Genomic DNA, 24,160 nt, shown 5'->3' with positions numbered 1-24,160 from the left:
TTGCCGCCCTAGTGACAGGGGAAGGCCAGCAGGTGCCGGCCGTCGTGGACGAACTCGTGGACGTACGAGTTCGCGAACACCGACACCGCACCCTGCTCGGCGCTGACGAAGTACAGCGTGATCAGCGAAAGGAGGATGACGAGCACCGCCCAGGGCAGGATCTCGCGGAGGGGGATCCGGACGGGGACGGGTACTGCGGCTACCGCTTCGGACATGGCGGTGGGACCTCCTCGGGCTAGCGCGGCCTCTTCAGGGGTGTCACGACGGCTCCGGGTCTGGCTTCCCCGATCGCTCGGGGTCACAGTGGCGCGACCGCGCGGATTCTCACCGCGTTCCGGGAACCGTCGTCTGGCCGGTCGAGCGTAGGTCGCGGTGAAGCCTCCGGTCAATGTGACAATCGTGGGTATGACACCTGCGGTGGCGGCACTCGATGTCGGCGGCACGTCCATCAAGGCGGCCCTCTACGACGCGGACCTGAAAGACCTCGCCAGCCTGCGCGAGCCGACGGCGCGCGGCGCGGACGGCGAAGCGCTCGCCGATCAGGTCGCGCGGATCGTGGAAACGCTGGGCAAGCAGGCGGGGACCGGTACGCCGGACGCCGTCGGCGTGGTCATCCCCGGCATCGTCGACGAGGTCGAGCGGGTGGCCCGGTTCTCGGCGAACCTCGACTTCCGCGACGTCCCGTTCGGCGAGATGCTCGACAGCAGGCTCGGCCTCCCGTTCGCGTTCGGGCACGACGTCCGCGCCGGCGGGCTCGCGGAATTCCGTGTCGGTGCGGGCAAGGGCTGCACCGACGCCGCCTTCATCCCGGTCGGCACCGGGATCGCGGCCGCGCTCCAGCTCGACGGGAGGCTGTACGCCGCAGGCGGGCAAGGCGGCGAAATCGGGCACATCGACGTCGGTCACCGGCTGCCGTGCGGTTGCGGCGCGACGGGATGCCTCGAAGCGATCTCCTCCGCGTCGGCCATCGCCCGCCGCTACAGCGAGCACACCGGGCGACCGGCCGAAGGAGCCGAGCAGGTGGTCGACGCCGCCCGCCACGGTGACGAGGCCGCGATCTCCGTGGTCAACGACGCGCTCGAGGGGCTCGGCCACGGCATCAAGACCCTGGTCACCCTGCTCGCGCCCGAAGTCGTCGTCCTCGGTGGCGGTCTGTTCACCGCGGGCGACTACGTCCTCGAGCCGGTGCGGGCCTGGCTGGCGGCGAACCTGCAGTTCCAGCGGATGCCGGAACTGCGGATCGCGCGGCTCGGCGACGAGGCCGGCAGGCTCGGCGCGGCGCTGCTGGGGCTGGACCTGCTCAAGCCTTGACCACGCGCACGCCTTCCTCCTCGAAGGCGTGCACCCGCTCGGGATCGGCGCGGCCGTCGGTGACGAGCACGTCGACGTCGGCGGTCGCGCAGATCTTCGCGAAGGCGTGACCGCCGAGCTTCCCGCTGTCGGCGAGGACGACGACCTGCCGGGCGCGGGCCGCCATGAGCCGGTTCGTGCTCGCGTCGCCCTCGTGGTGCGCCTGCGCGCCGTGCACCGGGTCGAAGGCGTCGACGCCGAGGAACACCAGATCGAGCGAGATCTGATCGAGGAACAGCTGCGACAGCGGCCCGGACAGGTCGAACGACTGCTGCCGCGCGACCCCGCCGGTCACCACGATCTTGATATTGGGCCGCACGGCGAGTTCGTGGGCGATGTTGAGCGCGTTCGTCACCACGGTGAGCGACGGCCCGCCGCTCGGCTCGCCCATGTCCGGCCGCGTCGCGAGCGCGCGGCCGACCTCGGTGCTCGTGGTGCCGCCGTTGAGGCCGACCACCATGCCCGGGTCGACCATCCTGGCCGCGGCGGCGGAAATCCGTTGCTGTTCCGGCGCGTTGCGCGCGGCCTTGTGCCGCAACGGAAGGTCGTAGGCGACGTTGCTCGCGACGGCGCCGCCGCGGGTGCGGACCACGAGATTGCGGCCCGCCAGATGATCGAGGTCCCGGCGAATGGTCGCGGGGGAGACACCGAGTTCGCCCGCCGAAACCTCGACGTCGACTTTTTCCCGCACTCCCACCATGTCCAATAAGGCCGTCAGCCGTTCATGCCGATTCATCACCAGCTCCCTCCCCGAAGCCCGATGTCGCTTACCGCACCGGACAAAGTACTACGCGTCGCGATACGGACGGAGAGAAGGGAGAAAGCGGGCGCCGGCCACCCCCAGTGTGACCGGCGCCCGCCGGATCAGTTCTTCCCGCCGAGCCCGCGCAGGAAGGCGAGTGACGGCATGAAGAAGTAGTCGCCACCCTTCAGTGTCACCGCCTGCGGGAGGGGATCCGCGGTCACCGTCCGCGTTCCCGCCCATTCCGCGGTGTAGACCGATTCCGGGCGCGGGCCCTGGCCGATGACCGGATCGAGGCCCGGCGGTTTGACCCCGACCGGGGGAATCGGGAACCCGGGGTTGTTCGACCAGGTCGCCTGCGTGAACTCGAACTGGTTGCCCAGCACCGAATTGAACGCCATGAACAGCAGACCGACCCCGCCGCTGGGCCGCGCGGACGGCGGCAGATCGGCGTTCGGATCGTCGGCCCGTTCGCCGTACGGCACGCCCCGCCGCGCCATCAGGTGCAGACGTTCCTGCGGCGGTTGTTCCGCGCCGCCGCTGCCGCGCGGATTCGTCTTCCGGATATGCGCCTGGAACGGGCATTTGGCGCCGGCGATGTCGCTTCCGTAGTCGAAGTTGTTCGGTACCGGGCTTTCCGCGCCCTCTTCCCGTTGCGCGGTCACCGGCGTGCCGTCCTCGAATCGGCCGACGATCATCGCGCCCGCCCGTTCGCGGTCTTCGCCGACGAGACCCAATTGATCCGCCAGTGCCTCTTCCGACTGCTTGAACCGCCGCACGTTCTGTTCCAATTTGCGGAAAACGAAGTAGCTGCCGAAATGCACTTCGGGATCGGGAGCCGCGTGATCCGGAACGAGCACCTGGTTCAGCGGGGCGCTCGGATCCCAGACACTGATCCCGTCCGTTCCCGTCTTTTCCGCGTGGATGTCCTCGACCAGGAAGAGCGGCTGGCTCCGGCCGTCGACGTAGCCGAAATGCTCGATACCCTCACCGTTGGCGTTCACCCGGCCGAATCCGGTTTCCTCGGCGACGACGGAAACGGTCGACGGAATCAGTGCGAGAACCGCGTTGCGGCGCGCGGTCATCGGAGCGTCGGCGCCGTCGCCGATGATGACGACGGCGTGGATCTCGTCGTGGTATCCGCTGTCGAAGGTGGAGCGAGGCGGGTCGTTCAGCTTCTCCCGGGTCTCCTGCGTTCGCATGCCCAGACGGAAGGATTCGTCTTGTGGCGCCTCGATTTTCAGGAATCGGTAGCCTGCCGAGGTCAGCCCGGTGCCGACGTAGGGCGTCCCCTTCACCCCTTCGGTTTTGAAGCGCTCGACCTCGGTCAGATGGGTCTTCGCGGACTTCATCAGCGGGACGAGCGACGCGAGGAACTTCATCGCGCCCGGGGCCTCCGAAAAACGGAGGAAAAGTGCGGAAAAATGGTCTCGGGCGTGCGCTTTCAGGATGTTCGGCTGTAGTTCTTCGAGCATCTTCGCGGCATCGCCGGTGGCGGTCTTCCATTCCAAGGGCACGGTCAGATCGACGGACATATCAAGGAACCCCCTCCTTGGGATCCCGTCCGGCGGCCCCGGCAGGTCTTGCCGGTCCCCGCCGCCGCACGGGACTTACCCCTTGATACAACCGATACCGAAACCTCGCTGTCATCACCCGCAAGTACACTCTTCCGGCGGTTCTTTCACTCGAAAGAACCAATGCGCCGATTACGCCCCGCGTTTAGTCCTCTGCTTGCGGTGGTTGCCCGCGCAACTACCGCATTCAGAGGACTAAACGCGGCGGGTGGTCGCCAGACGCCGAGCGCGCGCCGGAACGCGGTGGGTCGCGGTGGTCGGCGCGGATGAGCGACCGGGGTGAAGGCTCCCTTCACCGCATCAGACGCGGCGAAGGGAGCCTTCACCCCACCATCGACCCGCCCGCGCCCTCGACCCCTTTGCCTTACCGCTCAACAACCCGAATCGCCACTCACGACCACCTGGACCGAGCGATGGCTTCGCGTGATCGATCGGACGGCACGTGTGATCCGGCGGACGACACACGTGACCAGACGGACGACACACGTGACGAGACGGACGACGAACCCGCGACTACCTCCCCGCCGCGAGCCGTCCGTGCAGACACGCGTGTCGTCCCTCCGCTCACGTGTGTCGTCCAACCAGTCACGCAAGACCGCCGGTAGATGTCCAAGACACCGTTGGCTCCGAGCCGAATCGCCACTTACGACGTCCAACCCGACCTCAACGCGCGTGAAGGCCTCCTTGAGGGACCTAGAGTCCCTCAAGGAGGCCTTCACGGACTTCGGAGGCCGCCTAGGTGAGCGGCCGGTCGGTCGGAGCGATCGGCGCGGGCAGCACGTCCCGTCCGGTGAGGAACGCGTCCACCCCGGCCGCGGCGGACCGGCCTTCGGCGATCGCCCACACGATGAGCGACTGGCCGCGGCCCATGTCACCCGCCACGAACACGTTGTCGATGCTGGTCTTGAACGCCTTGTCGCGGGCGACGTTGCCGCGCTGGTCCAGTTCGACGTCGAGCGACTCCAGCAGGCCTTCCCGCTCCGGGCCGACGAAGCCCATCGCGAGCAGCACCAGCTGCGCGGGCAGTTCGCGTTCCGTGCCTTCCACCGGGACGAACTTGCCGCCCTCGTTGCGCACCTCGACCAGCTTCAGCGCCCGCACCCGGCCGTCGGCGTCGGCGGCGAACTCCTGCGTGTTGACCGAGTACAGCCGCTCGCCGCCCTCCTCGTGCGCGGACGAGACGCGGTAGATCATCGGGTACGTCGGCCACGGGTGCGCGTCGGACCGCGAAAGCGGCGGCTTCGGCATGATCTCCAGCTGCGTCACCGATTTCGCGCCCTGGCGGTGCGAGGTCCCGACGCAGTCCGCGCCGGTGTCACCGCCGCCGATGACCACGACGTCGAGGCCTTCGGCGCTGATCGGCGAGACGTCCAGTTCCCCGGCGGCAACGCGGTTGGCGTGCGGCAGGAACTCCATCGCCTGGTGGATACCGGCGTGCTCGCGGCCGGTGATCGGCAGATCCCGCCACGCGGTCGCGCCACCGGCGAGGACCACGGCGTCGTAGGACGACTTCAGTTCCTCGACGGTGAGGTCGACGCCGACGTTCACCGAGGTCCGGAATTCCGTGCCCTCGGCGCGCATCTGGTCCAGACGGCGGTCGAGCCGGTGCTTCTCCATCTTGAATTCGGGGATGCCGTAGCGCAGCAGCCCGCCGATCTTGTCGGCCCGCTCGAAGACCACGACACTGTGGCCCGCGCGCGTGAGCTGCTGCGCCGCGGCGAGTCCCGACGGGCCGGATCCGACCACCGCCACCTTCTTGCCGGTGAGCGCCACCGGTTTCTGCGGCGTGACCCAGCCTTCTTCGAAGGCCCGGTCGATGATCGAGATCTCGACCCGCTTGATGGTGACGGGATCGTCGTTGATCCCGAGCACACACGCCGTCTCGCACGGCGCCGGGCAAAGGGTCCCGGTGAACTCCGGGAAATTGTTGGTCGCGTGCAGCCGCTCGGCCGCGTCGCGCCAATCGTCGCGCCAGGTCAGCGTGTTCCACTCGGGGATGAGGTTCCCGAGCGGGCAGCCCTGGTGACAGAACGGGATACCGCAGTCCATGCAGCGCCCGGCCTGCTTCTGCAGTTTCGACGTCGCGAAGTCCTCGTACACCTCGCGCCAGTCCATCAGGCGCAGGTCGACGGGACGGCTCTTGGGCGTCTCGCGAGTGGTGGTCAGAAAGCCCTTGGGGTCAGCCATGTGCGGCCTCCATGATCGCCTCGTTCACGTCACGCCCGTCGCGCTCGGCCTTCGCCTGCGCCGCGAGCACGCGCTTGTAGTCCTTCGGCATGACCTTGCCGAACCGGTCGACGGCGGCGTCCCAGTCGGCGAGCAGCGCACGCGCGACGGCGGACTCCGTTTCGTCGTAATGCTTTTCGAGCGCCTCACGCAGGAAGTCCACATCGGACGAATCCAGCGGGTCGATGTCGACCATCTCCGGGTTGATCCGGTGCGCGGGCAGGTCCAGCACATAGGCGGTGCCGCCCGACATCCCGGCCGCGAAGTTGCGGCCCACACCGCCGAGCACGACGACACGGCCACCGGTCATGTATTCGCAACCGTGGTCGCCGACGCCTTCGACGACGGCCAGCGCACCCGAGTTGCGCACGCAGAACCGTTCGCCGACCTTGCCGCGGATGAAGATCTCACCGCTGGTCGCACCGTAGCCGATCACGTTGCCCGCGATGATGTGCTCTTCGGCGTTGTACCGCGCCACCTTCGGCGGCCGCACGATGAGCCGTCCGCCGGACAGGCCCTTGCCGACGTAGTCGTTGCCGTCGCCGTAGAGCCGCAGCGTGATGCCCTTGGGCACGAACGCGCCGAACGACTGACCGGCGGTACCGGTGAAGGTGACGTCGATCGTGTTGTCCGGCAGGCCCTCGCCGCCCCACCGCTTGGTGAGCTCGTGGCCGAGCATGGTGCCGACGGTCCGGTTCACGTTGCGCACCGGCAGTTCCAGCCGCACCTTGTCCCCGGACGACAGCGCGCCCTCGGCGAGCTGGATCAGCGTGTTGTCGAGCGCCTTCTCCAGCCCGTGGTCCTGCACGGTCTGCTGGTGACGCAGGCCGGCCGGGGCCGTGTCGGGCACGTGGAAGATCGGCGTCAGGTCGAGACCGGCGGCCTTCCAGTGGTCGATCGCCTTGCGCTTGTCCAGCATCTCCGCGTGGCCGACGGCCTCGGCGATGGACCGGAAACCCAGCTCCGCCAGGTACTCCCGGACCTCCTGGGCGATGAACTCGAAGAAGTTCACCACGTACTCGGCCTTGCCGCTGAACTTCTCGCGCAGCTTCGGGTTCTGCGTCGCGACGCCGACCGGGCAGGTGTCGAGGTGACACACCCGCATCATGATGCAGCCGGACACCACCAGCGGCGCGGTCGCGAAACCGAACTCCTCGGCCCCGAGCAGCGCGGCGATGACGACGTCGCGGCCGGTCTTGAGCTGGCCGTCGGTCTGCACGACGATCCGGTCGCGCAACCGGTTGGCCAGCAACGTCTGCTGCGTCTCGGCGAGCCCGAGTTCCCACGGGCCGCCCGCGTGCTTGATCGACGACAGCGGCGAAGCGCCCGTGCCGCCGTCGTGCCCGGAGATGAGCACGACGTCCGCGTGCGCCTTGGAAACACCGGCCGCGACCGTGCCGACGCCGACCTCGGACACGAGCTTCACGTGGATGCGCGCGGCCGGGTTGGCGTTCTTGAGGTCGTGGATCAGCTGCGCCAGATCCTCGATCGAGTAGATGTCGTGGTGCGGCGGCGGGGAGATCAGCCCGACTCCCGGAGTGGAGTGCCGCGTCTTCGCGATCCACGGGTACACCTTCGCGCCGGGCAGCTGGCCGCCCTCGCCGGGCTTCGCGCCCTGCGCCATCTTGATCTGGATGTCGTCGGCGTTGACCAGGTATTCGCTCGTGACGCCGAACCGGCCGCTGGCGACCTGCTTGACCGCGCTGCGGCGCTCGGGGTCGTAGAGCCGATCCGGATCCTCGCCGCCCTCACCGGTGTTCGACTTGCCGCCGAGCCGGTTCATCGCGATGGCCAGGGTTTCGTGCATCTCCGCCGAGATCGACCCGTAGGAGATCGCGCCGGTGGCGAACCGCTTGACGATCTCGGAGATCGGCTCGACCTCGTCGATCGGCATCGCCGGCCGCTGGCCGACCTTGAAGTCGAACAGCCCGCGCAGCGTGTACAGCTTCTGTGCCTGGTCGTCGACGGACTTCGTGTACTCCTTGAAGACCTCGTACTTCCCGGCACGCGTGGAGTGCTGCAGCTTGAACACCGTCTGCGGGTTGAACAGGTGTGGCTCGCCCTCGCGGCGCCACTGGTAGTCCGCGCCGGTCTCCAGCTCGCGGTGGTTCGCGCGGAACCCGTCGCGCGGGAACGCGCGGCGGTGCCGTTCGGCGACCTCCAGGGCGAGCGTGTCGAAGCCGACGCCGCCGAGCCGGGAAGTGGTGCCGGTGAAGCAGTTCTGGATGACTTCGTCGCCGAGCCCGACCGCTTCGAAGATCTGTGCGCCGGTGTAGGAGGCCACTGTGGACACACCCATCTTCGACATCGTCTTGCGGACGCCCTTGCCCAGCGCCTTGATCAGGTTCGCGGTCGCCTGCTTGGCGGTGGCGCCGGCGATCAGGCCCTGCTCGGCCATCTCCTCGACGGTCGCCATCGCCAGGTACGGGTTCACCGCCGCGACGCCGTAGCCGATCAGCAGCGCGATGTGGTGCACCTCGCGCGCGTCGCCCGCCTCGACGATGAGGCCGACCTGCGTACGGGTCTTCTCGCGCACCAGGTGGTGGTGCACCGCGCCGGTGAGCAGCAGCGACGGGATGGCCGCGTGGTCCTCGTCGATCCCGCGGTCGGACAGCACGATCAGCCGCGCGCCCTCGGCGATGGCCGCGGACACCTCGGCGCGGATCTCGTCGAGCCGCCGCACGAGCGCCTCGCCGCCGCCGTGGACGTCGTAGGTGCCCTGCACGGTGACCGCCTGGAACTCCGGCAGGTCGCCGTCGTCGTTGACGTGCACCAGCTTCGCGAACTCGTCGTTGTCCAGCACCGGGAACGGCAGCACGATCCGGCGGCACGACTTGGCGTCGGCCTGCAGGAGGTTCGGCTCCGCGCCCAGCTGGGTGCCCAGCGAGGTGACCAGTTCTTCGCGGATCGCGTCCAGCGGCGGGTTGGTCACCTGGGCGAAGAGCTGGATGAAGTAGTCGAAGAGCAGCCGCGGGCGGCTGGACAGCGAGGCGATGGGGGAGTCGTTGCCCATCGAGCCGATCGGCTCCGCGCCGGTGCGGGCCATCGGTTCGAGCAGGACGTCGAGCTCCTCCTCGGTGTAGCCGAACGCCTGCTGACGGCGCACGAGCGCGGCGTGCGGGGGGATCTCGCGCTCACGCTCGGGAAGCCCGTCGAGCGGGAGCAGGCCGTCCTCGACCCATTCGTCGTACGGGTGCTCGGTGGCGAGCTCGTTCTTGATCTCCTCGTCCTCGACGATCCGGCCGGCGGCCGTGTCGACGAGGAACATGCGGCCCGGCTCCAACCGTCCTTTGCGGACGATCGTGGACTGCTCCAGCTCCAGCACGCCGACCTCGCTGGCGAGGACGACGAGGCCGTCTTCGGTGACCCAGTACCGGGCGGGGCGCAGGCCGTTGCGGTCGAGGACCGCGCCGATCTGGGTGCCGTCGGTGAAGGAGACCAGCGCGGGGCCGTCCCACGGTTCCATCAGCGTCGAGTGGAACTCGTAGAACGCGCGGCGCGCGGGGTCCATCTCCTGATGGTTCTCCCAGGCCTCCGGGATCATCATGAGCACCGCGTGGGGCAGCGAACGGCCGCCGAGGTGGAGCAGCTCCAGCACCTCGTCGAAGGACGCCGAGTCGCTCGCGCCGCGGGTGATGATCGGGTGGATCCGCTTGAGGTCGCCGGGGATCAGGTCGGATTCCAGCAGCGCCTCACGCGCGTCCATCCAGTTCCGGTTGCCGCGCAACGTGTTGATCTCGCCGTTGTGGGCGACGTACCGGTACGGGTGCGCCAGCGGCCACGACGGGAAGGTGTTGGTGGAGAAGCGGGAGTGCACCAGGCCGATGGCGCTGGTGACGCGCTCGTCGGTGAGGTCGGCGAAGAACCGCTCGACCTGCGGCTCGGTGAGCATTCCTTTGTAGACGATCGTGCGCGAGGACAGGCTGGGGAAGTAGACGTCGTCCTCGACGAGCTCGTGCTCGGCGCGTTTGCGCACGACGAAGGCGGCGCGCTCCAGCGCCAAGCCCTCCAGCGCGTCGTTCCCGGCGAGGAACAACTGGCTGAAATGCGGCATGGTCTCGGCCGCGCCGGTGCCGACGTGGTCCGTGTCGACGGGAAGGTCACGCCAGCCGAGCACGCGCATGCCCTCTTCGGCGGCGACGCGCTCGATGGTCGTCATCGCCCGGCCGCGGGCCTTTTCGTCCTGCGGAAGGAAAGCCGTACCGACGGCGTAGGCGCCGGGCGCGGGGAGGTCGAAGCCGACGACCTCGCGATAGAACTCGTCGGGGACCTGGATGAGGATCCCGGCGCCGTCGCCGGTCTCCGGGTCGGCGCCGCGGGCCCCGCGATGTTCCAGGTTCCGCAGCGCGATCAGCGCTTTGGCGACGATGCCGTGATCGCGTTTACCGGAGAGATCGGCGACGAACGCGACACCGCAGGCGTCGTGTTCGAACTCCGGGTCGTACAGGCCTTCGGGGGCCTTGCTGCCCTTGTAGCTGGCATGGTGGGTCACGGCTGGCCGCCTCCCAAGGCGTCGGCGCGACCGGTAACACTCCGTTCGGGTGGTTCGGACGGAACCAGTTAACGGAGTGGTCCGGGACCGCGATGGTCAGTCGAGAGGGAACGATCCCGCCCGCGGAAACGGGGGCAGGCCTCGTAGAGCCGCACTGCACTGGGCGGCCGATGCGCATATCGGTACTGCTGTGCACGTGGGTGCCGCCTGGCCGCTGTGGTGGGTGGCTGGCGGGTACACGTGTTACTCCCGGGTTCGCCGGTCTTATGACGATAGTGTGAAATCGCTGTTATCGACATACGTCGCTTGGTCGGGGTGGGAAATGCCACGCGGGCGTTGACTTCAAACATCATCTGCCCACTGGCTGGAATGACGTGTCCACTGAGTGGAGCATCAGCGCGCTGACCTGCGGTTATCGCCGCACCGCTCGTCCGAAAGTGTGACCTGGGTCGCGCGGAAGAGTGGGTTTCGCCCGCGCCGCGGTGACCTCGGGTGACCGTCGAATCGCCCGAACGGCAGAGCGACCTGCCCGGTTTGAGAGGCTTGGCCGATGGCGGATCGTTATCTCACCGTGGCGGGTACCGGGGTCCACGAGATCGAAATCCGGCGTTCGCGCTTCCTCTGCGCGCTCGCGCCGGTCACCTCGGAAGAGGCCGCCCGCGAGGTGATCGCCGCCAGGAAGAAGGCCGATCCGGCCGCCCGGCACCACTGTCACGCGTTCGTGTTGGGCGCAGACGGACGCACCCAGCGTTCGAGTGATGACGGCGAGCCCGCGGGCACGGCGGGCACCCCGATGCTCGAGGTGCTTCGCCGTCGCGAGCTGACCGACACGGTCGCCGTGGTGACCCGGTACTTCGGCGGGGTGCTGCTCGGTGCCGGCGGACTGATCCGGGCGTACGGGCAGGCCGTTTCGGAGGCCGTCGACGTCATCGGGGTGCGGGAGTACCGGCGGCTGCGGCTGGTGGAGGTGGTCGTCGACTACGACCGGGCCGGCCGCCTGGAGAACGACATCCGCTCGTCGCCGTACCTGCTGCACGCGACGCGCTTCGAGGACGTCGCGCATTTCGACGTCGGGCTCGCGCCGGACCAGGGGGAGGCGTTCCACGCCTGGCTCGCCGACCTCACCGGCGGGGAGGCCCTGGCCGAGGAGATCGGCGAAACCTGGCTGCCCACCGGCCGCGTTTAGTCCTCTGAATGCGGTTTGGGCGCCGACCGCCACTCGTCCAGGGTGATGGCGTACTCGACCTCGCCCTCCTCCGTGCCGGGGATCGGGTGGTCGAAGTGCTCGTGAAAGGTCCGGACGTACCGCATCCCGATCTTTTCCATGACCCGCCGGGACCCCAGGTTCACCGCCATGGTCGCCGCCCAGATCCGCTGGACCCCCAGTTCGGTGAAACCCTTCTCCAAGAGCGCGAGCGAACCTTCGGTCGCGTACCCCTTGCCCCAGGACGACCGGTTCAGCCGGTAACCCAGCTCGGGGTCGTCCGTGTGGTGTCCCTTCAACGGGCGGAAATGGAACCACCCCAGGAAATCCCCGCTCGCTTTCTCGATCGCCGCCCAGAACCCGTAACCGGGGAAACGCTCGTAGTAACCGAGAAAGGCGGGAAGGTCCAGCTTTTCGATCTCCGCCCGGTCGGCGGGTTCGCCCCCATTGAGGTACCGCATGACTTCGGGATCGTCGTAGAGCGCGAACAGATCGTCGACGTCGGCGTCGGTGAACTGCCGCAGGACGAGCCGCTCGGTCTCCAGAAAGACACGCATCACGAGATCGTGGCGCTCCCCGTGCGCCCCCGCAAACGCTTTTAGGCGGCCAGCGGCGGGAACGCGCCTTCCAGCGCCACCGCTCCGGCCTCGGTGAGCAGGGCGGGAACACGCTCGCCCCATCGGCCGCTGCGCGCGGGCATCACCAGGCCGAGGTGGGCGAGGCGATGCGCGGTGTGCTGGTCGCAGCAGGCGAGACCGTCGACGAACAGGTCCGGCTCGCAGCTGCAGCTGATCTCGGCGTGGCCCTCGGCCACGGCTCTCAGGGTGGCCCGCTCACGATGGTTCAGGCCTGTCCGAACGTCCATGGCGCGCCTCCTTTCCGTTTCCGCTATGGCCAGTCAAACCCACACCACCGACAGTTTCCGTCTTCCAAGATGCGAAGTCTCGGATTTCGGGCGTACTTAGGGGTGGTGTGTCGGGTATTCCGGGGTAAGGACCTAGGGGGTGTCACCCGGTATTCGGCGCGGAAGGGGTTCCAGCTCGGTCTTGCGCAGATGCCGGAAAATGATCGAACTCCGGAAGCCGATGATCTCTTTGCGCTTCGCCAAGCGATCCACCAGGAATGCGTGGAGCTGATCGACGTCCTGGGCGGCGACGTGGATCAGGAAATCGTCGCTGCCGGCGGTGACGAAAACGGAGAGCACCTCCGGCAATTCCGCGACCGAACGCTGGAAGGAATCGATCACCTCCCGGCTCAGCGGCCGCACCTGCGCCGAGACCATCGCCTGCACGCCGCGGTTGAGGCTGCGCAGGTCGATGTCGGCGTGATAGCCGCGGATGACGCCGCGCTCCCGCAGCAGCCGCGTCCGTTCCAGGCAGGTCGACGGCGCGACGCCGACCTTGCGGGCGATGTCGCGGTTCGACTGCCGCGCATCCGCCTGGAGTTCCCGGATGATCGCCGAATCAAGTTCGTCCACGTCCACTCCTTCATCGGCCTTGCCGAATATCGTTCGGCGGAGCCCCTATAGCCCTGCGCATCACCTTAACTTCGGCGCATTCAGTCGACTAAATGCGCAGAAGAGGAGTGAAATGTCCGTACAGGAGCTGGTCGTCCGGCGGGGGCGCCGGTCCGGGGTGACGACGATGGTGGCCGTGCATTCGAGCACGCTCGGCCCGGCCGTCGGCGGCTGCCGGTTCAAGGTCTATCCGCGTGTCCACGACGCGATCGACGACGTCCTGCGGTTGTCCGCGGCGATGACCCGCAAATGCGCGGTCGCGGGTCTGGACTTCGGCGGCGGCAAGAGCGTCGTCGCGCTCGACGGCGTGCCGTCCCCCGAACAGCGGCGCGAGATCCTGCTCGACCACGCCGACCTCATCGCGTCACTCGACGGTGCGTATCTCGTCGGCCCCGACGTCGGAACCGGCCCGGCGGACATGCTCGTGCTGCGCGAGCGGACCCCGCATGTCTTCTGCCTGCCCGAGGAGCACGGCGGTACCGGTTCTTCGAGCGGGCCGACCGCCGTCGGCGTGCTCGCCGCGCTGCGAGCGGGTGCGCGGGCGGTCTTCGGTGACGACGGGATGAAGGGCCGCAAGGTGGTCATCAGCGGCTACGGCTCGGTCGGCGCCCACCTCGCCGCGAACCTGGTCGAGCAGGGCGCGGAGGTCGTCGTGTCCGATGTGGACGAACGACGTCTCGCCGCGGCCCGCGAACAAGGACTGGCCCTGGTCCAGCCGGAGAAGGTACCCGGCATCGAGGCCGACGTCCTGATCCCCGCGGCCGTGGGCGGGGTCTTCGGCCCGGGAACCGAGGTCGCCGCGCCGCTCGTCGTCGGCCCGGCCAACAACCAGCTCACCGACGACACCGTTGCCGAAGCCCTCGCCGCCCGGGGAGTCCTGTGGATCCCGGATTTCGTCGCGAGCGCCGGGGGAGTCGTCTACACCCTCGGCCGCGAGAAGGAGAGCCTGACGCACGCCGAAGCACTCAACCGCGTCGAGGCGCTGGAGAAGACCACGCAAGGGATCCTCGACGCCGCTTCGGCCAACGGCACCACGCCGTTGGCCGAAGCGGACGCGCTCGCCGAAGCGAGACTCACTTCTGGTGCGGGGCCACGTACTCCTTCGCCTCGGGAGCCTCGAACAGTGGCTTGACGTAGCGGACGCCGCCCTCGGCCGACGCGTCCGGTGTCGCCGCGTACACCTGACGTGTCGCCGGGGTGCCCGGCTTCGAGAAGTCCAGCGCCGCCACGAGATCCTCCGTGCTCGCCGACGTCGTCTGCTTCAGTGCCGCCGCGACGCCGTCACGGGTGAGGTCCTTGTTCTCACACGCCTTCTTGAGCACCGCGCCCCACACCTCACCGACCGCGTAGCCATAGGGGATCCCGCCGTTCGGGGTCTCCTTGTACGCCGCCTTGTACTTCGTGGCGACTTCCTTGGCCTTCGGGATGTCGGCGGAGAACGGGACGCTGCTGGCGACGATGGTCAGCTTGTCCAGCGCGTTCGCCGCCGGGCTCTTCAGCAGCACGGGATCGAACACCGGGTTGTTGCCGAGCACGGGCACGTTGAGCCCGAGCGCCTTGTTCGCCGCGAGCGCGGAACCCGTCTGCGCCGGGGACGTGGTCAGGACGATGGCCTTGACGCCGTCGCCCTTGAGCCCGGTGACGATGTTGGTGAGGTCGTTGTCGGTGGAGGTGATCTTGACCTCCTTCACCGTCAGGTTGTGCTTCTTCGCGTAGTACTGCGAGCCGCGCAGGCCGTTCTTGCCGTACTCGCCGTCGATGTAGACGTGCCCGATCGTGTCGCCGTCCTTCACCAGGCCCTTTTCCTGGAAGTACGACAGCCCGTCGATGATCTCCAGGTCGTAGGTCGTCCCGACGATCATCACGTACTGGTTGTCGAGCAGTTCCGAAGACCACGACGCGGGCGCGGCGACGGTCTTGTCCGAGGCGATGTTCTGCTTCAGCGCGGCCACCACCGGCGAGCCGAGCAGCTGCACGAAGCCGAGGACCTTCGGCTCGATCTGCGGATACAGCGTCTTGGCCGTGTCCGCCTTGTAGCCGTGGTCGACGGTCTCGAGTTTGACCTGACGGCCGCACACCCCGCCCGCGGCGTTGAAGTCCTTGGCCCACAACTCGTTGCCCTGCGTGATACCGAGCCCGAGGTTCTTGAACACCCCGGTCTTGTCGGTCATCACGCCGAGGGTGATCTCCGAGGCCGTCGCCCCTTTGTCGGTCTTGACGCCCGAACCGTCCGCCCCCGAGGACCCCGAGTCGCCCGCTTTCGTGCTGCACGCCGAAAGGGCGAGGACCGCCGCCAGCGCGACGGCCGGATATGTGCGCTTCATTTGTCTTGCTCCTCCGGGAGATGAGGTTTCTTGGCGGGTGTTATCCGTCGTCCGATCGCGGCGAGTCCGCCCGGTTCGAAGAGCACCACGAGGATGATCGCGGCGCCGTAGACGAACGAACTGACCAGGATCGGGGTCAAGGCGCCGTCCCCGGTTCCGGAGAACCAGCCGAGATCGGCGGAGTACAGCGAAAGCACCTGCGGCAGCCCGTTGACGATCAGCGCGCCCACCAGCGCGCCGGGCACCGAGCCGAGTCCCCCGATGATCACCATGGCCAGGAAGGCGATGGAGATGTTGATGCCGTACGTGCCGAATTCGCTCTCGTCGGGTTTGAGGATGTCGAACCACAGCACGGTCATCGCGCCCGCGAGCCCCGCGTACGCCGAGGAGACCGCGAACGCGCCCGCCTTGGCCCGCGTGACGCTGACGCCCATCACGGACGCGGCGGCCTCGTTGTCCCGCACCGCCCGCCACGACCGGCCGACCCGGCTGCGCACCGCCGCCTTGGCGACGACGAACGCGAGCACGGTCAGCAGCAGGAACAGGTACCAGAGCCGTTCCGCCTGCCGGATCGGCACGCCCATCAGCTCGATTTCGGGGCCGCCGTTGGTGAACGGGAAACCGAACAGCGAGAACGGTTCCGGGGTGCGCCCGGTCGACGTCCCGCCGGTCAGCGTCTCGGCCGACTGTCCGAAGTAGAGCCCGAGGAACACCAGGGAAAGGGACGCGACACCGAGGTAGATCCCGCGCAACCGTCCGGAGACCGGCGCGAACGCCAGCCCCAGCAGCGCGGCGACGACCACCGCGCCGATCAGCGACAGCCCGGGATCGAGCCCGAGCCCGATCACGCGCTCGTCGTCGGACGGTCCGGAAAGGACGGTGTACCCGGTCGCGCCCGCCAGCAGGAAGAACGCGTGCGCCAGCGACAACTGCCCGGCCTGCCCGACCAGCAGCGTCAGCCCGATCGCGCCGACCCCGCCGATCATCATGTACTGCCCGGCCTTCAGCCAGGCGGCGTCGAGGTACAACGGGATCGCGAGCAGGACCACCAGCAGCGCGACCCAGGCCAGCGCTTTGAGCAAGCGTCCCCGATCGCGTTTCGGGGGCGGTGCCGTCGGGGCGGCGGCGGGGGTTTTCACGGCGGTGTCAGACACGTGTGCTCTCCCTCGTCCCGAACAACCCCGACGGCCGCACCACCAGGACCACGAGCATCACCAGGAAGACCGCGCTCTTGGAGAAGTCGAACGACACGTACTGCGCGGAAAGCGCCTCGACGAGCCCGACGACGAGGCCGCCCACCACCGCGCCCGCCGTCGAGTCCAGCCCGCCGAGGATGGCCGCGGGGAACGCGGCGAGTGCGATGGAGTGCGTGCCGCGGGACAGCCCCGCGCCGGAGAAGTCCTGCGTGGCGATGAAGAGCACCGCGACCCCGGCGAGGACGCCCGCGACCACCCAGGCGGTCGCCGTCACCCGGGAACTGCGGATGCCCATCAGCGCGGCGGCCTCGCGGTTCTCGGCCTGTGCCCGCATCGCGACGCCCCAGTTCGAGTACTTGAACGCCAGCGTGAACGCGGTGATCAGCACCGCGGCGACGAGCAGCGCCACCAGATGCGTGCGGAACAGCGTGATCCCGCCGAGCTGGAACGGTTTCGCGTCCCAGGCGTCGCCGAGGAACGGCAACGTGACGCCGAGCCGCCGCACGATCTCCTCGGTGATGATCACGTCGACGCCGATGGTCAGCAACGCCAGGCTGTTCGCGTCCGCGTGCCGCGAGCGGGACAGCAGGAACCGTTCCAGCAGGAGGGCGAGCAGACCCGCCGAGACGATGCCGACCAGCGAGGCACCCACCCAGCCGAGCGCTTCGCGGGTCACGACGACCAGGTAGCCGCCGAAGAGCACGAGCGACCCGTGCGCGAAGTTGACCACTTCGGTGGCCTTGAAGATGATCACGAAACCCAGCGCCAGCAACGCGAACACCGCGCCCTTGCCGAGTCCGTTCACCACGAGTTGCAGGAATGTGTTCACGCCGTGGCCTCCGTGCCGAGATATGCCCTGATCACGTCCGGATCCGACTGGACCTCGGCCGGTGTGCCGTCGGCGATGCGCTTGCCGAAGTCCAGGACGGTGACCCGGTCCGCGATGCCCATCACCAGCCCCATGTCGTGTTCCACCAGCAGGATCGAGATGCCGAGTTCGTCACGGACGTCGCGGATCGTCCCGGCCAGTTCGGCGGTCTCGGTCGCGTTCATGCCCGCCGCGGGTTCGTCGAGCAGCAGCAGGACCGGTTCGACGGCGAGCGCGCGGGCGAGGTCGACGCGTTTCACCGCGCCGTAGGGCAGCGCGCCGACCGGGAGGTCCACCAGCCCGCCGATGCCGAGGAAGTCGCAGATCTCCCGCACCCGTGCGGAATGGCGGCGTTCGGCCCGGACCGTCCACGGCAGACGGAGGCCGCAGGCGAGGAAACCGCCCTTGGTCAGCGCGTGGCGGCCGAGCATGACGTTGTCGAGCACGGTCGAGCCGGGGGAAAGGGCAGCGTTCTGGAACGACCGGCCGACCCCGAGCCGGGCGAGCCGATGCGGCGGGAGTCCGGAAAGGACGGTGTCGCCGAGCCGGACGCTTCCGGTGTTCGCCCGGTAGAGGCCGCTGATCACGTTGAAACAGCTGGACTTGCCGGCGCCGTTCGGGCCGATGAGCGCGTGCAGCGAACCGGAGCCGACGGTGAACGAGACGTCGTCCAGCGCCCGGATCCCGCCGAAGCGCAGGGTCACGTTCTCGACGCGCAACTCGGGCGGCGTCATCCGGCCCACCTCGACAGGCTCCGGCCCGCGAGGTGCTTCCGGGCGTCGGCGGCCTCGGCTTCGGCGGTGGCCTGCGATTCGGCGTGACCGCCCAGGTAGAGCCGCTGGACCTCCTCGCTCGCCACGAGCTCGGCCGTCGTCCCGGCCAGCGCGACCCGGCCGACCTCCAGGACGATCGCGTGGTCGGCGACGCGCAACGCCATCACGGCGTTCTGCTCGACCAGCACCACGGCGGTGCCCTGTTCGTGGATCTCGCGGATGATGTCGCCGATCCGCTCGACGATCTTCGGTGCGAGACCGAGCGAAGGTTCGTCGAGCAGCAGGAGCCGGGGGCCGGACATCAGCGCCCGGCCGATCGCGAGCATCTGCTGCTCGCCGCCGGAAAGCAGGCCCGCGCGCTGTTTGGCGCGTTCGGACAGGACCGGGAAGAGCTCGTCGACGCGTTTGCGGGCGGCGGCGCGCTGCTCGGGGGAGCGGGCGCCGATCCCGCCGGCGCGCAGGTTCTCCTCGACCGTCATCCGCGCGAAGACCTGGCGGCCTTCGGGGACGCCGACGACGCCGAGACCGACGATGCGGGCCGGGTCCAATTTGGTCAGTGGTTTGCCGTCGTAGCGCACCTCGCCGGCGGAAACCGAGCCGCGGTGCATCCGCAGCGTGCCGGAGACGGTGCGCAGCAGGGTCGACTTCCCGGCCCCGTTGCTGCCGAGGACGGCCAGCACGCCATCAGGTGAAACGTCGAGGTCGACCCCGTGCAGCGCGGCCACCGACCGGCCGTACCGCACCTGGAGATCACGAACACTGAGCAAGCCGCCTCCTCCGTTCGTGTGACGCGAGTCACGATCGGTGGCGGTCATCCTGCGTGGGCACCCTCCGCCGCGTTACCCCCACGTGGAGACCCACCCGGCTACAAAACGGACACGGGAGCTGTACCTACTGGTCCGAAGTCCGTGAAGGCCTCCTTGAGGGACTCTGGGTCTCTCAAGGAGGCCTTCACGGACTGGGAACACAGGCGCGGCGTGAGCGAAGGCGGGACTCGCGTTGATCAGGGACGTGACTCGCGTGATTGGAGGCCGCACTCGGGGTGTTCCGCCGCCGATCACGCAAGTTCCGCCTTCAATCACGCGAGTGCGGTGCCACTCACGACCACCCGTATCCGTATTCGGGCCGAAGGCTCCCTTCGCCGCATCAGACGCGGTGAAGGGAGCCTTCGGCCCCCGCGTCAGAGGAGGCCGGCTTCGGAGGCCTTGCCGATGGCCTCGACGCGGTTCCGGGCGCCGAGTTTGTGCAGCGCGGACTGCAGATAGGTCTTGACGGTGTTCCGCGCCAGCCCGGTCGATTCCGCGATCTCCGGATTCGTCTGCCCCTGCGCCGCGAGTCGCAGGACCTCGTACTCGCGCCGCGTCAGCCCGCTGCGGGCCAGCGCGTCGGACCGCTGGCCGTCGTCGGGGAAGATCCGCGGATCGACGACGCGCTCACCCTTGAGCACCTGCCGCAACGCCGCCACCAGATCCGTCCCGGCGACGTCCTTGAGCAGGCAGCCGTGCGCCCCGGAGTCCAGCGCGGCCCGCACGCCCTGATGGTCGCCGTGCGCGGTGAACACCACGATCCGCCCGGCCGGGTGCACACGCCGGAGTTCGGCGATGACCTCGGGCGCGAGCATGTCCGGCAGCCGCAGGTCCAGCAGGATCAGCACCGGTTTCAGCTCACCCGCCCGCCGGATCGCGGACCGGCCGGTCTCGGCCGAGCCGACCACGGTCATCGCCGGGTCGTAGCGCAGCAGCAGGCTCACCCCGTCGCGGACCACCGGATGGTCGTCCACGACGAGGACCGTCACCGGCGACGGCACGGTTCCGGCACCCAGGCGCGCAGCGTGCAACCGTCGTCTTCGTCCCGGACCAGGCTGACCCGGCCGCCGACCCGCGCGGCGCGTTCGGCCAGCGCGCGCAGCCCCATGCCGGTGCCGGGTTCGGGCTCGTCGTCCTCTTCGGCGCGACGTCCGGTGCCGTCGTCGGCGACGACCACCTGCACGCCGTCCTCGCTGGGCAGGAGACTGACCACGACGGACAGCGCTTCGGCGTGTTTCTCCACGTTGAGCAGGCCTTCCCGGACGGCCGCGACCAGCAGGCCGGTGCGCTCGGCGTCCAGCCGCGGAACCGGGGCGAGCTGCACGAACCGCGCCGGGACACCGCAGCGCGCCTGGAACGAACGGCAGTGTTCGGCCAGTTCCACCGGCAGCGCGCGTTCCGGACTCGACTCCGACAGCGCGAGCAGCGACTCGCGCAGCGCCCTCGACGCGGCCGACACGTCGCCCTCCAGCCGCCGCAGCCGCGATTCGAGCGCCGGGTTGTCGCTGATGTCCTCGTGCAGGTTCCGCACCTGGACGCCGATGGAGAACAGCAGCGCGCCGACCGAATCGTGCAGCGCGCTCTGCATGCGGAGCCGCTCGGCGGACAGCGCGGTCTCACGGTCGGCCTCGGCGACCGACGCCAGTTTCAGCGCCCGGCCGGCCTCGGTGGCGATGTCCTCGAGGGACTGGACCGCGTCGTCGCCGAAGTCCCGGCGTTCGCGCATGGCGGCGTACGCGATGGCGACGGTCTCGGTCCCGCTGACGATCGGGACGGCGATCATCGCGGCGAGCCCCTCGCCGCGGACCTGCGCGTCGAACTGGTGGGTGATACTCGGCGAGCTCACGTAGTCGTTGACCCGCACGGGCCTGCCCAGCGCGAGCACCCGCCCGCCGATGCCCTGGCCGATCGGCACGGCGAGATCCTGCAGGGCGTCGGTGCGGGTGCCCGACATCCAGCGGATCACCGCCTGTTCGGGCCCGGCCAGCTCGGCGACGAAGCCGGAATGCGTGCCGATCGACTCGCGGATCAGCCGCGCGGTGCCGTTGAGGGCCGCGACCCGGTCGAGGGTCGCGAGCAGCTCTTCGCGCTCGCGAAGAAGCCCGCCGAGCACCGCACTGTGCTCGGCGGCGAGCTCTTCAGCGGCGTGCCGTCTCGCCGTCACGCGCTCACGATCGCATACCGGACGTGGTTTCCGACACACCCGTCCGGAGAGGTTCACCGATGCGTTTCCGGCCGCGGTTGTCTTGAATGGACCCGTGGAGATCCTGGCCGACGCCGCGACACTGGCGCTGTACACGACCGATGCCTCCAACTACCGGCACGTGCCGAAGGGTGTGGTGCTGCCGCGGAGCGTCGACGAAGTGATCGAGGCCGTCGCCGCCTGCCGCCGGGCCGGGCTGCCGGTGATCGCCCGCGGCGGCGGCACCAGCGTCGCGGGCAACTCGTGCGGGCCTGGCGTCGTGATCGACACTTCGCGTCATCTCGGCGGGGTGCTCGACCTCGACCCGGAGGCGCGCACGGCGAGGGTCTCCCCGGGCACCGTCCTCGACGATCTCCAGCGGCTCGCCGCGCCGCACGGGCTCCGGTTCGGCCCCGACCCGTCGACGCATTCTCGCTGCACGATCGGCGGGATGATCGGCAACAACGCCTGCGGTTCGCATTCGGTGGCCTGGGGCCGCACGGTCGACGTCGTCCGCGAACTGGACGTGCTGCTCTACGACGGCACGCGGCTGACCGTCGGGCCGACCTCACCGTCCGAAGTGGACGCCCGAGCGGCCGAACCCGGAACCGGAGGGCGGGTCTTCTCCGAGTTGCGCGCGCTGGTCCGGGACAATCTGGCGTTGCTGCGCACCGAACTGTCCTCCTTCAGCAGGCGGGTCTCCGGGTACGGGCTGGAACACCTGTTGCCGGAGAATGGTTTCGACGTCGCCAAGGCTTTGGTCGGCAGTGAGGGCACCTGTGTCACCGTGCTGGAGGCGACGGTCTCGCTCGCCCGGCTGCCGGAACGCAAGGTGCTCGCGGTGCTCGGCTTCGAATCCGACATCGCCGCGGCCGACGCCGTCCCGGCGATCCTGCCGTGGTCGCCGCTGACCGTCGAGGGTGTCGACGCGGACCTCGTCGCCCTACTGGAGCCCGGTCGTGCCGACGGCCTGCCGCCCGGTGGCGCCTGGCTGTTCGTCGAAATGGCCGACCCGGACCAGGCCCGCGGGCTGATCGACGGGCTCCGCGGCGCGCTGACCGGATCCGCGCTGCTGGACGACGCGGCCGCGCAGAAGCGGCTGTGGCGGATCCGGGAGGAGGGCGCCGGTCTCGCGACCCGGCTCGCCGGAGGTGAGGAAGCCTGGCCCGGCTGGGAGGACGCGGCCGTGCCGCCCGAGCGGTTGGGCGCCTACTTGCGGGAGTTCAAGCAGCTCATGCGCGAGCACGGGCGCAAGAGCGTCGTCTACGGCCATTACGGCGAGGGCTGTCTGCATTTGCGGCTGGACTTCGATCTGCTCTCACCGCGAGGGATCGCCGGATTCCGGTCGTTCCTGGAGGAGGCGGCGGACCTGGTCGCCGCGCACGGCGGCTCGCTGTCGGGGGAGCACGGCGACGGCCAGGCGCGTTCGGAACTGCTGTCCCGGATGTACAGTCCCGAGATCCTCGCGCTTTTCGCGCGGTTCAAGGGGATCTTCGATCCGGCGGGCATGATGAACCCCGGCATCCTGGTGAACCCCAGGCCGGTCGACGCCGATCTCCGTGTCCGGCGCGCGCCGCTGGAGCTCGAAGACGTCACCGCGCTCGCGTACCCGGAGGACCAGGGGAGCTTCGGGCAGGCGATGCGGCGTTGCGTCGGCGTCGGGAAATGCCGCAACACCACCGGGGCGGGCGTGATGTGCCCGAGTTACCGCGCCACGCGCGAGGAGAAACATTCGACGCGGGGCCGCGCGCATCTGCTCGCCGAGATGGTGAACGGCGAACTGATCACCGACGGCTGGCACTCCGAGGAAGTCGCCGAGGCGCTGGATCTCTGTCTGTCGTGCAAGGGCTGTCTGTCCGATTGCCCGGTCGACGTCGACATGGCGACCTACAAGGCGGAATTCCTGCACCAGCACCACAAAGGACGGATCCGCCCGGCGTCGCACTATTCGATGGGCTGGCTGCCGGTGTGGCTGCGCGCGGCGTCGTTCGCGCCCCGGCTGGCGAACACGCTGTCGCGCCGGTTCTCCGGACTGCTGAAGAAGTTCGGCGGGATCGCGCCGGAACGGGATCTGCCGACGTTCGCGACGGCGCCGTTCACCCGGCGGCGTGCGGATCTCAAACGCTGGGCGACCGGCTCCCGGCCCGTGGTGCTGTGGCCCGACTCCTTCAACAACTACCTGACGCCGGACGTCCTCGACGCCGCGGCCGAGGTGCTCACCGCCGCGGGCTACGACGTCGTCCTGCCCGATCGCGGTGTCTGCTGCGGCCTCACCTGGGTGTCGACCGGGCAGCTCGACGTCGCAAAGAACGTGTTGCGCCGCACGCTTTCCGTGCTCGAACCGTACCTGCGGTCGGGGTATCTGGTGGCCGGGCTGGAGCCGAGCTGCACGGCCCTCTTCCGCGGAGACCTCCCGGCGCTGCTCCCCGGCGACCCGGTGGCGGAACTGCTCGCCGAACGAACCAGGACCTTCGCCGAACTCGTCGAGGATTCGCCGCTCGAATTCCGCTCGCTGGACGTCGAGGCGCTCAGCCAGGTGCACTGTCACCAGCACGCCGTGCTCGGCTTCGACGCCGACGAGGCCGCCATGCGCGCCGCGGGTATCCACAATTCCACAATGGACTCCGGCTGCTGTGGATTGGCGGGCAACTTCGGTTTCGAGCGCGGGCACTACGACGTTTCCGTCGCTTGCGCCGAAGACCGCATGCTGCCCGCGATCCGCGCCGCGGCCGAGGGCACCGAAGTGGTCGCGGACGGCTTCAGCTGCCGGACGCAGATCGAGCAGCTCGACGGGCGGCGGGCTTTGCACCTGGCCGAACTGTTAAGGCGCGCGCTGCCCTAGCCGCGCGTCCAGTTCGGCGTGTTGCGAAAGCCACTTTCGCAACGTCGCGGCTGCCGGGAGTGGCG

Annotated in this window: 19 protein-coding genes; 4 read left to right on the top strand and 15 right to left on the bottom strand. The window is 69.1% G+C overall.

What is annotated here, in order from left to right:
- Positions 1-8: 8 nt before the first annotated feature.
- A complete protein-coding gene (locus tag AJAP_RS30575; RefSeq protein WP_038517801.1) occupies positions 9-215 on the bottom strand; it encodes a CbtB domain-containing protein in 207 nt (68 codons plus the stop codon).
- A 202-nt stretch (positions 216-417) separates the two neighbouring features.
- Between AJAP_RS30575 and AJAP_RS30570 the strand changes: the two genes are divergently transcribed.
- Positions 418-1,311, top strand: a complete 894-nt coding sequence (locus AJAP_RS30570) for an ROK family protein (protein ID WP_083650049.1) — start codon at positions 418-420, stop codon at positions 1,309-1,311.
- Here AJAP_RS30570 and AJAP_RS30565 read toward each other — a convergent pair.
- From AJAP_RS30565 to gltB, 4 genes are all read right to left on the bottom strand, one after another.
- The gene (locus AJAP_RS30565) at positions 1,301-2,086 is read right to left on the bottom strand and encodes a DeoR/GlpR family DNA-binding transcription regulator (protein ID WP_038517795.1); all 786 of its coding nucleotides are present in this window, start codon (positions 2,084-2,086) and stop codon (positions 1,301-1,303) included. The genes AJAP_RS30570 and AJAP_RS30565 overlap by 11 nt on opposite strands.
- Before the next feature lie 128 nt (positions 2,087-2,214).
- Positions 2,215-3,627, bottom strand: coding sequence for a Dyp-type peroxidase (locus tag AJAP_RS30560; protein ID WP_038517792.1), 1,413 nt, complete (start codon positions 3,625-3,627; stop codon positions 2,215-2,217).
- A gap of 774 nt (positions 3,628-4,401) precedes the next feature.
- Complete coding sequence (locus AJAP_RS30555) at positions 4,402-5,853, bottom strand: glutamate synthase subunit beta (RefSeq protein ID WP_038517789.1); 1,452 nt, start codon at positions 5,851-5,853, stop codon at positions 4,402-4,404.
- Positions 5,846-10,384 (bottom strand): glutamate synthase large subunit, encoded by a 4,539-nt coding sequence (gene gltB, locus AJAP_RS30550; RefSeq protein ID WP_038517786.1) that lies wholly within the window; start codon positions 10,382-10,384, stop codon positions 5,846-5,848. The genes AJAP_RS30555 and gltB overlap by 8 nt, the downstream gene beginning before the upstream one ends.
- A gap of 550 nt (positions 10,385-10,934) precedes the next feature.
- Here gltB and AJAP_RS30545 point away from each other — a divergent pair.
- Entirely contained in the window at positions 10,935-11,570 is a 636-nt protein-coding gene (locus AJAP_RS30545) for a YigZ family protein (RefSeq protein WP_038517783.1), read from the top strand.
- Here the strand turns inward: AJAP_RS30545 and AJAP_RS30540 are convergent.
- The 3 genes from AJAP_RS30540 to AJAP_RS30530 all read right to left on the bottom strand — a co-directional run bounded on the left by AJAP_RS30540 (position 11,567) and on the right by AJAP_RS30530 (position 13,065).
- Positions 11,567-12,145, bottom strand: coding sequence for a GNAT family N-acetyltransferase (locus tag AJAP_RS30540; RefSeq protein WP_038517780.1), 579 nt, complete (start codon positions 12,143-12,145; stop codon positions 11,567-11,569). The two genes, AJAP_RS30545 and AJAP_RS30540, sit on opposite strands and share 4 nt — an antisense overlap.
- A gap of 41 nt (positions 12,146-12,186) precedes the next feature.
- The gene (locus AJAP_RS30535; RefSeq protein WP_038517778.1) at positions 12,187-12,453 is read right to left on the bottom strand and encodes a hypothetical protein; all 267 of its coding nucleotides are present in this window, start codon (positions 12,451-12,453) and stop codon (positions 12,187-12,189) included.
- A 132-nt stretch (positions 12,454-12,585) separates the two neighbouring features.
- Entirely contained in the window at positions 12,586-13,065 is a 480-nt protein-coding gene (locus AJAP_RS30530) for an Lrp/AsnC family transcriptional regulator (protein WP_016332097.1), read from the bottom strand.
- A 112-nt stretch (positions 13,066-13,177) separates the two neighbouring features.
- Here AJAP_RS30530 and AJAP_RS30525 point away from each other — a divergent pair, with 112 nt between their 5' ends.
- Complete coding sequence (locus AJAP_RS30525; protein WP_038517775.1) at positions 13,178-14,236, top strand: Glu/Leu/Phe/Val dehydrogenase dimerization domain-containing protein; 1,059 nt, start codon at positions 13,178-13,180, stop codon at positions 14,234-14,236.
- On the opposite strand, the gene AJAP_RS30520 is transcribed toward AJAP_RS30525, so the two are convergent.
- The 7 genes from AJAP_RS30520 to AJAP_RS30490 all read right to left on the bottom strand — a co-directional run bounded on the left by AJAP_RS30520 (position 14,178) and on the right by AJAP_RS30490 (position 21,235).
- Positions 14,178-15,428: an ABC transporter substrate-binding protein gene (locus AJAP_RS30520; protein WP_038517772.1), complete on the bottom strand. Its 1,251-nt coding sequence runs from the start codon at positions 15,426-15,428 to the stop codon at positions 14,178-14,180. The genes AJAP_RS30525 and AJAP_RS30520 overlap by 59 nt on opposite strands.
- The gene (locus AJAP_RS30515; RefSeq protein ID WP_081976018.1) at positions 15,425-16,582 is read right to left on the bottom strand and encodes a branched-chain amino acid ABC transporter permease; all 1,158 of its coding nucleotides are present in this window, start codon (positions 16,580-16,582) and stop codon (positions 15,425-15,427) included. Before AJAP_RS30515 ends, AJAP_RS30520 begins: the two co-directional genes overlap by 4 nt.
- Positions 16,575-17,453, bottom strand: a complete 879-nt coding sequence (locus tag AJAP_RS30510; RefSeq protein ID WP_038517770.1) for a branched-chain amino acid ABC transporter permease — start codon at positions 17,451-17,453, stop codon at positions 16,575-16,577. Before AJAP_RS30510 ends, AJAP_RS30515 begins: the two co-directional genes overlap by 8 nt.
- A complete protein-coding gene (locus AJAP_RS30505; protein WP_038524166.1) occupies positions 17,450-18,226 on the bottom strand; it encodes an ABC transporter ATP-binding protein in 777 nt (258 codons plus the stop codon). The genes AJAP_RS30510 and AJAP_RS30505 overlap by 4 nt, the downstream gene beginning before the upstream one ends.
- Positions 18,223-19,032, bottom strand: a complete 810-nt coding sequence (locus AJAP_RS30500) for an ABC transporter ATP-binding protein (RefSeq protein ID WP_038524164.1) — start codon at positions 19,030-19,032, stop codon at positions 18,223-18,225. Before AJAP_RS30500 ends, AJAP_RS30505 begins: the two co-directional genes overlap by 4 nt.
- A gap of 413 nt (positions 19,033-19,445) precedes the next feature.
- Positions 19,446-20,072 (bottom strand): response regulator, encoded by a 627-nt coding sequence (locus AJAP_RS30495; protein WP_038517767.1) that lies wholly within the window; start codon positions 20,070-20,072, stop codon positions 19,446-19,448.
- A complete protein-coding gene (locus tag AJAP_RS30490) occupies positions 20,057-21,235 on the bottom strand; it encodes a GAF domain-containing sensor histidine kinase (protein WP_038517764.1) in 1,179 nt (392 codons plus the stop codon). The genes AJAP_RS30495 and AJAP_RS30490 overlap by 16 nt, the downstream gene beginning before the upstream one ends.
- Before the next feature lie 94 nt (positions 21,236-21,329).
- Here AJAP_RS30490 and AJAP_RS30485 point away from each other — a divergent pair, with 94 nt between their 5' ends.
- Positions 21,330-24,095 (top strand): FAD-binding and (Fe-S)-binding domain-containing protein, encoded by a 2,766-nt coding sequence (locus AJAP_RS30485; protein WP_038517761.1) that lies wholly within the window; start codon positions 21,330-21,332, stop codon positions 24,093-24,095.
- Positions 24,096-24,160 lie beyond the last annotated feature (65 nt).

It is taken from the genome of Amycolatopsis japonica (genome assembly GCF_000732925.1).
Taxonomy (GTDB): Bacteria; Actinomycetota; Actinomycetes; order Mycobacteriales; family Pseudonocardiaceae; genus Amycolatopsis; species Amycolatopsis japonica.
The sequence above is the reverse complement of the archived record's forward strand: the minus strand, read 5'-3'. Positions and strand labels throughout refer to the sequence as shown.

What these genes read in the sequence shown, in the direction of transcription:
- AJAP_RS30560 (WP_038517792.1), bottom strand. Translation starts at nt 3,627, where the DNA reads ATGTCCGTCGATCTGACCGTGCCCTTGGAATGGAAGACCGCCACCGGC.
- AJAP_RS30555 (WP_038517789.1), bottom strand. Translation starts at nt 5,853, where the DNA reads ATGGCTGACCCCAAGGGCTTTCTGACCACCACTCGCGAGACGCCCAAG.
- AJAP_RS30575 (WP_038517801.1), bottom strand. Translation starts at nt 215, where the DNA reads ATGTCCGAAGCGGTAGCCGCAGTACCCGTCCCCGTCCGGATCCCCCTC.
- AJAP_RS30520 (WP_038517772.1), bottom strand. Translation starts at nt 15,428, where the DNA reads ATGAAGCGCACATATCCGGCCGTCGCGCTGGCGGCGGTCCTCGCCCTT.
- AJAP_RS30540 (WP_038517780.1), bottom strand. Translation starts at nt 12,145, where the DNA reads ATGCGTGTCTTTCTGGAGACCGAGCGGCTCGTCCTGCGGCAGTTCACC.
- AJAP_RS30525 (WP_038517775.1), top strand. Translation starts at nt 13,178, where the DNA reads ATGTCCGTACAGGAGCTGGTCGTCCGGCGGGGGCGCCGGTCCGGGGTG.
- AJAP_RS30505 (WP_038524166.1), bottom strand. Translation starts at nt 18,226, where the DNA reads ATGACGCCGCCCGAGTTGCGCGTCGAGAACGTGACCCTGCGCTTCGGC.
- AJAP_RS30545 (WP_038517783.1), top strand. Translation starts at nt 10,935, where the DNA reads ATGGCGGATCGTTATCTCACCGTGGCGGGTACCGGGGTCCACGAGATC.
- AJAP_RS30565 (WP_038517795.1), bottom strand. Translation starts at nt 2,086, where the DNA reads ATGAATCGGCATGAACGGCTGACGGCCTTATTGGACATGGTGGGAGTG.
- AJAP_RS30535 (WP_038517778.1), bottom strand. Translation starts at nt 12,453, where the DNA reads ATGGACGTTCGGACAGGCCTGAACCATCGTGAGCGGGCCACCCTGAGA.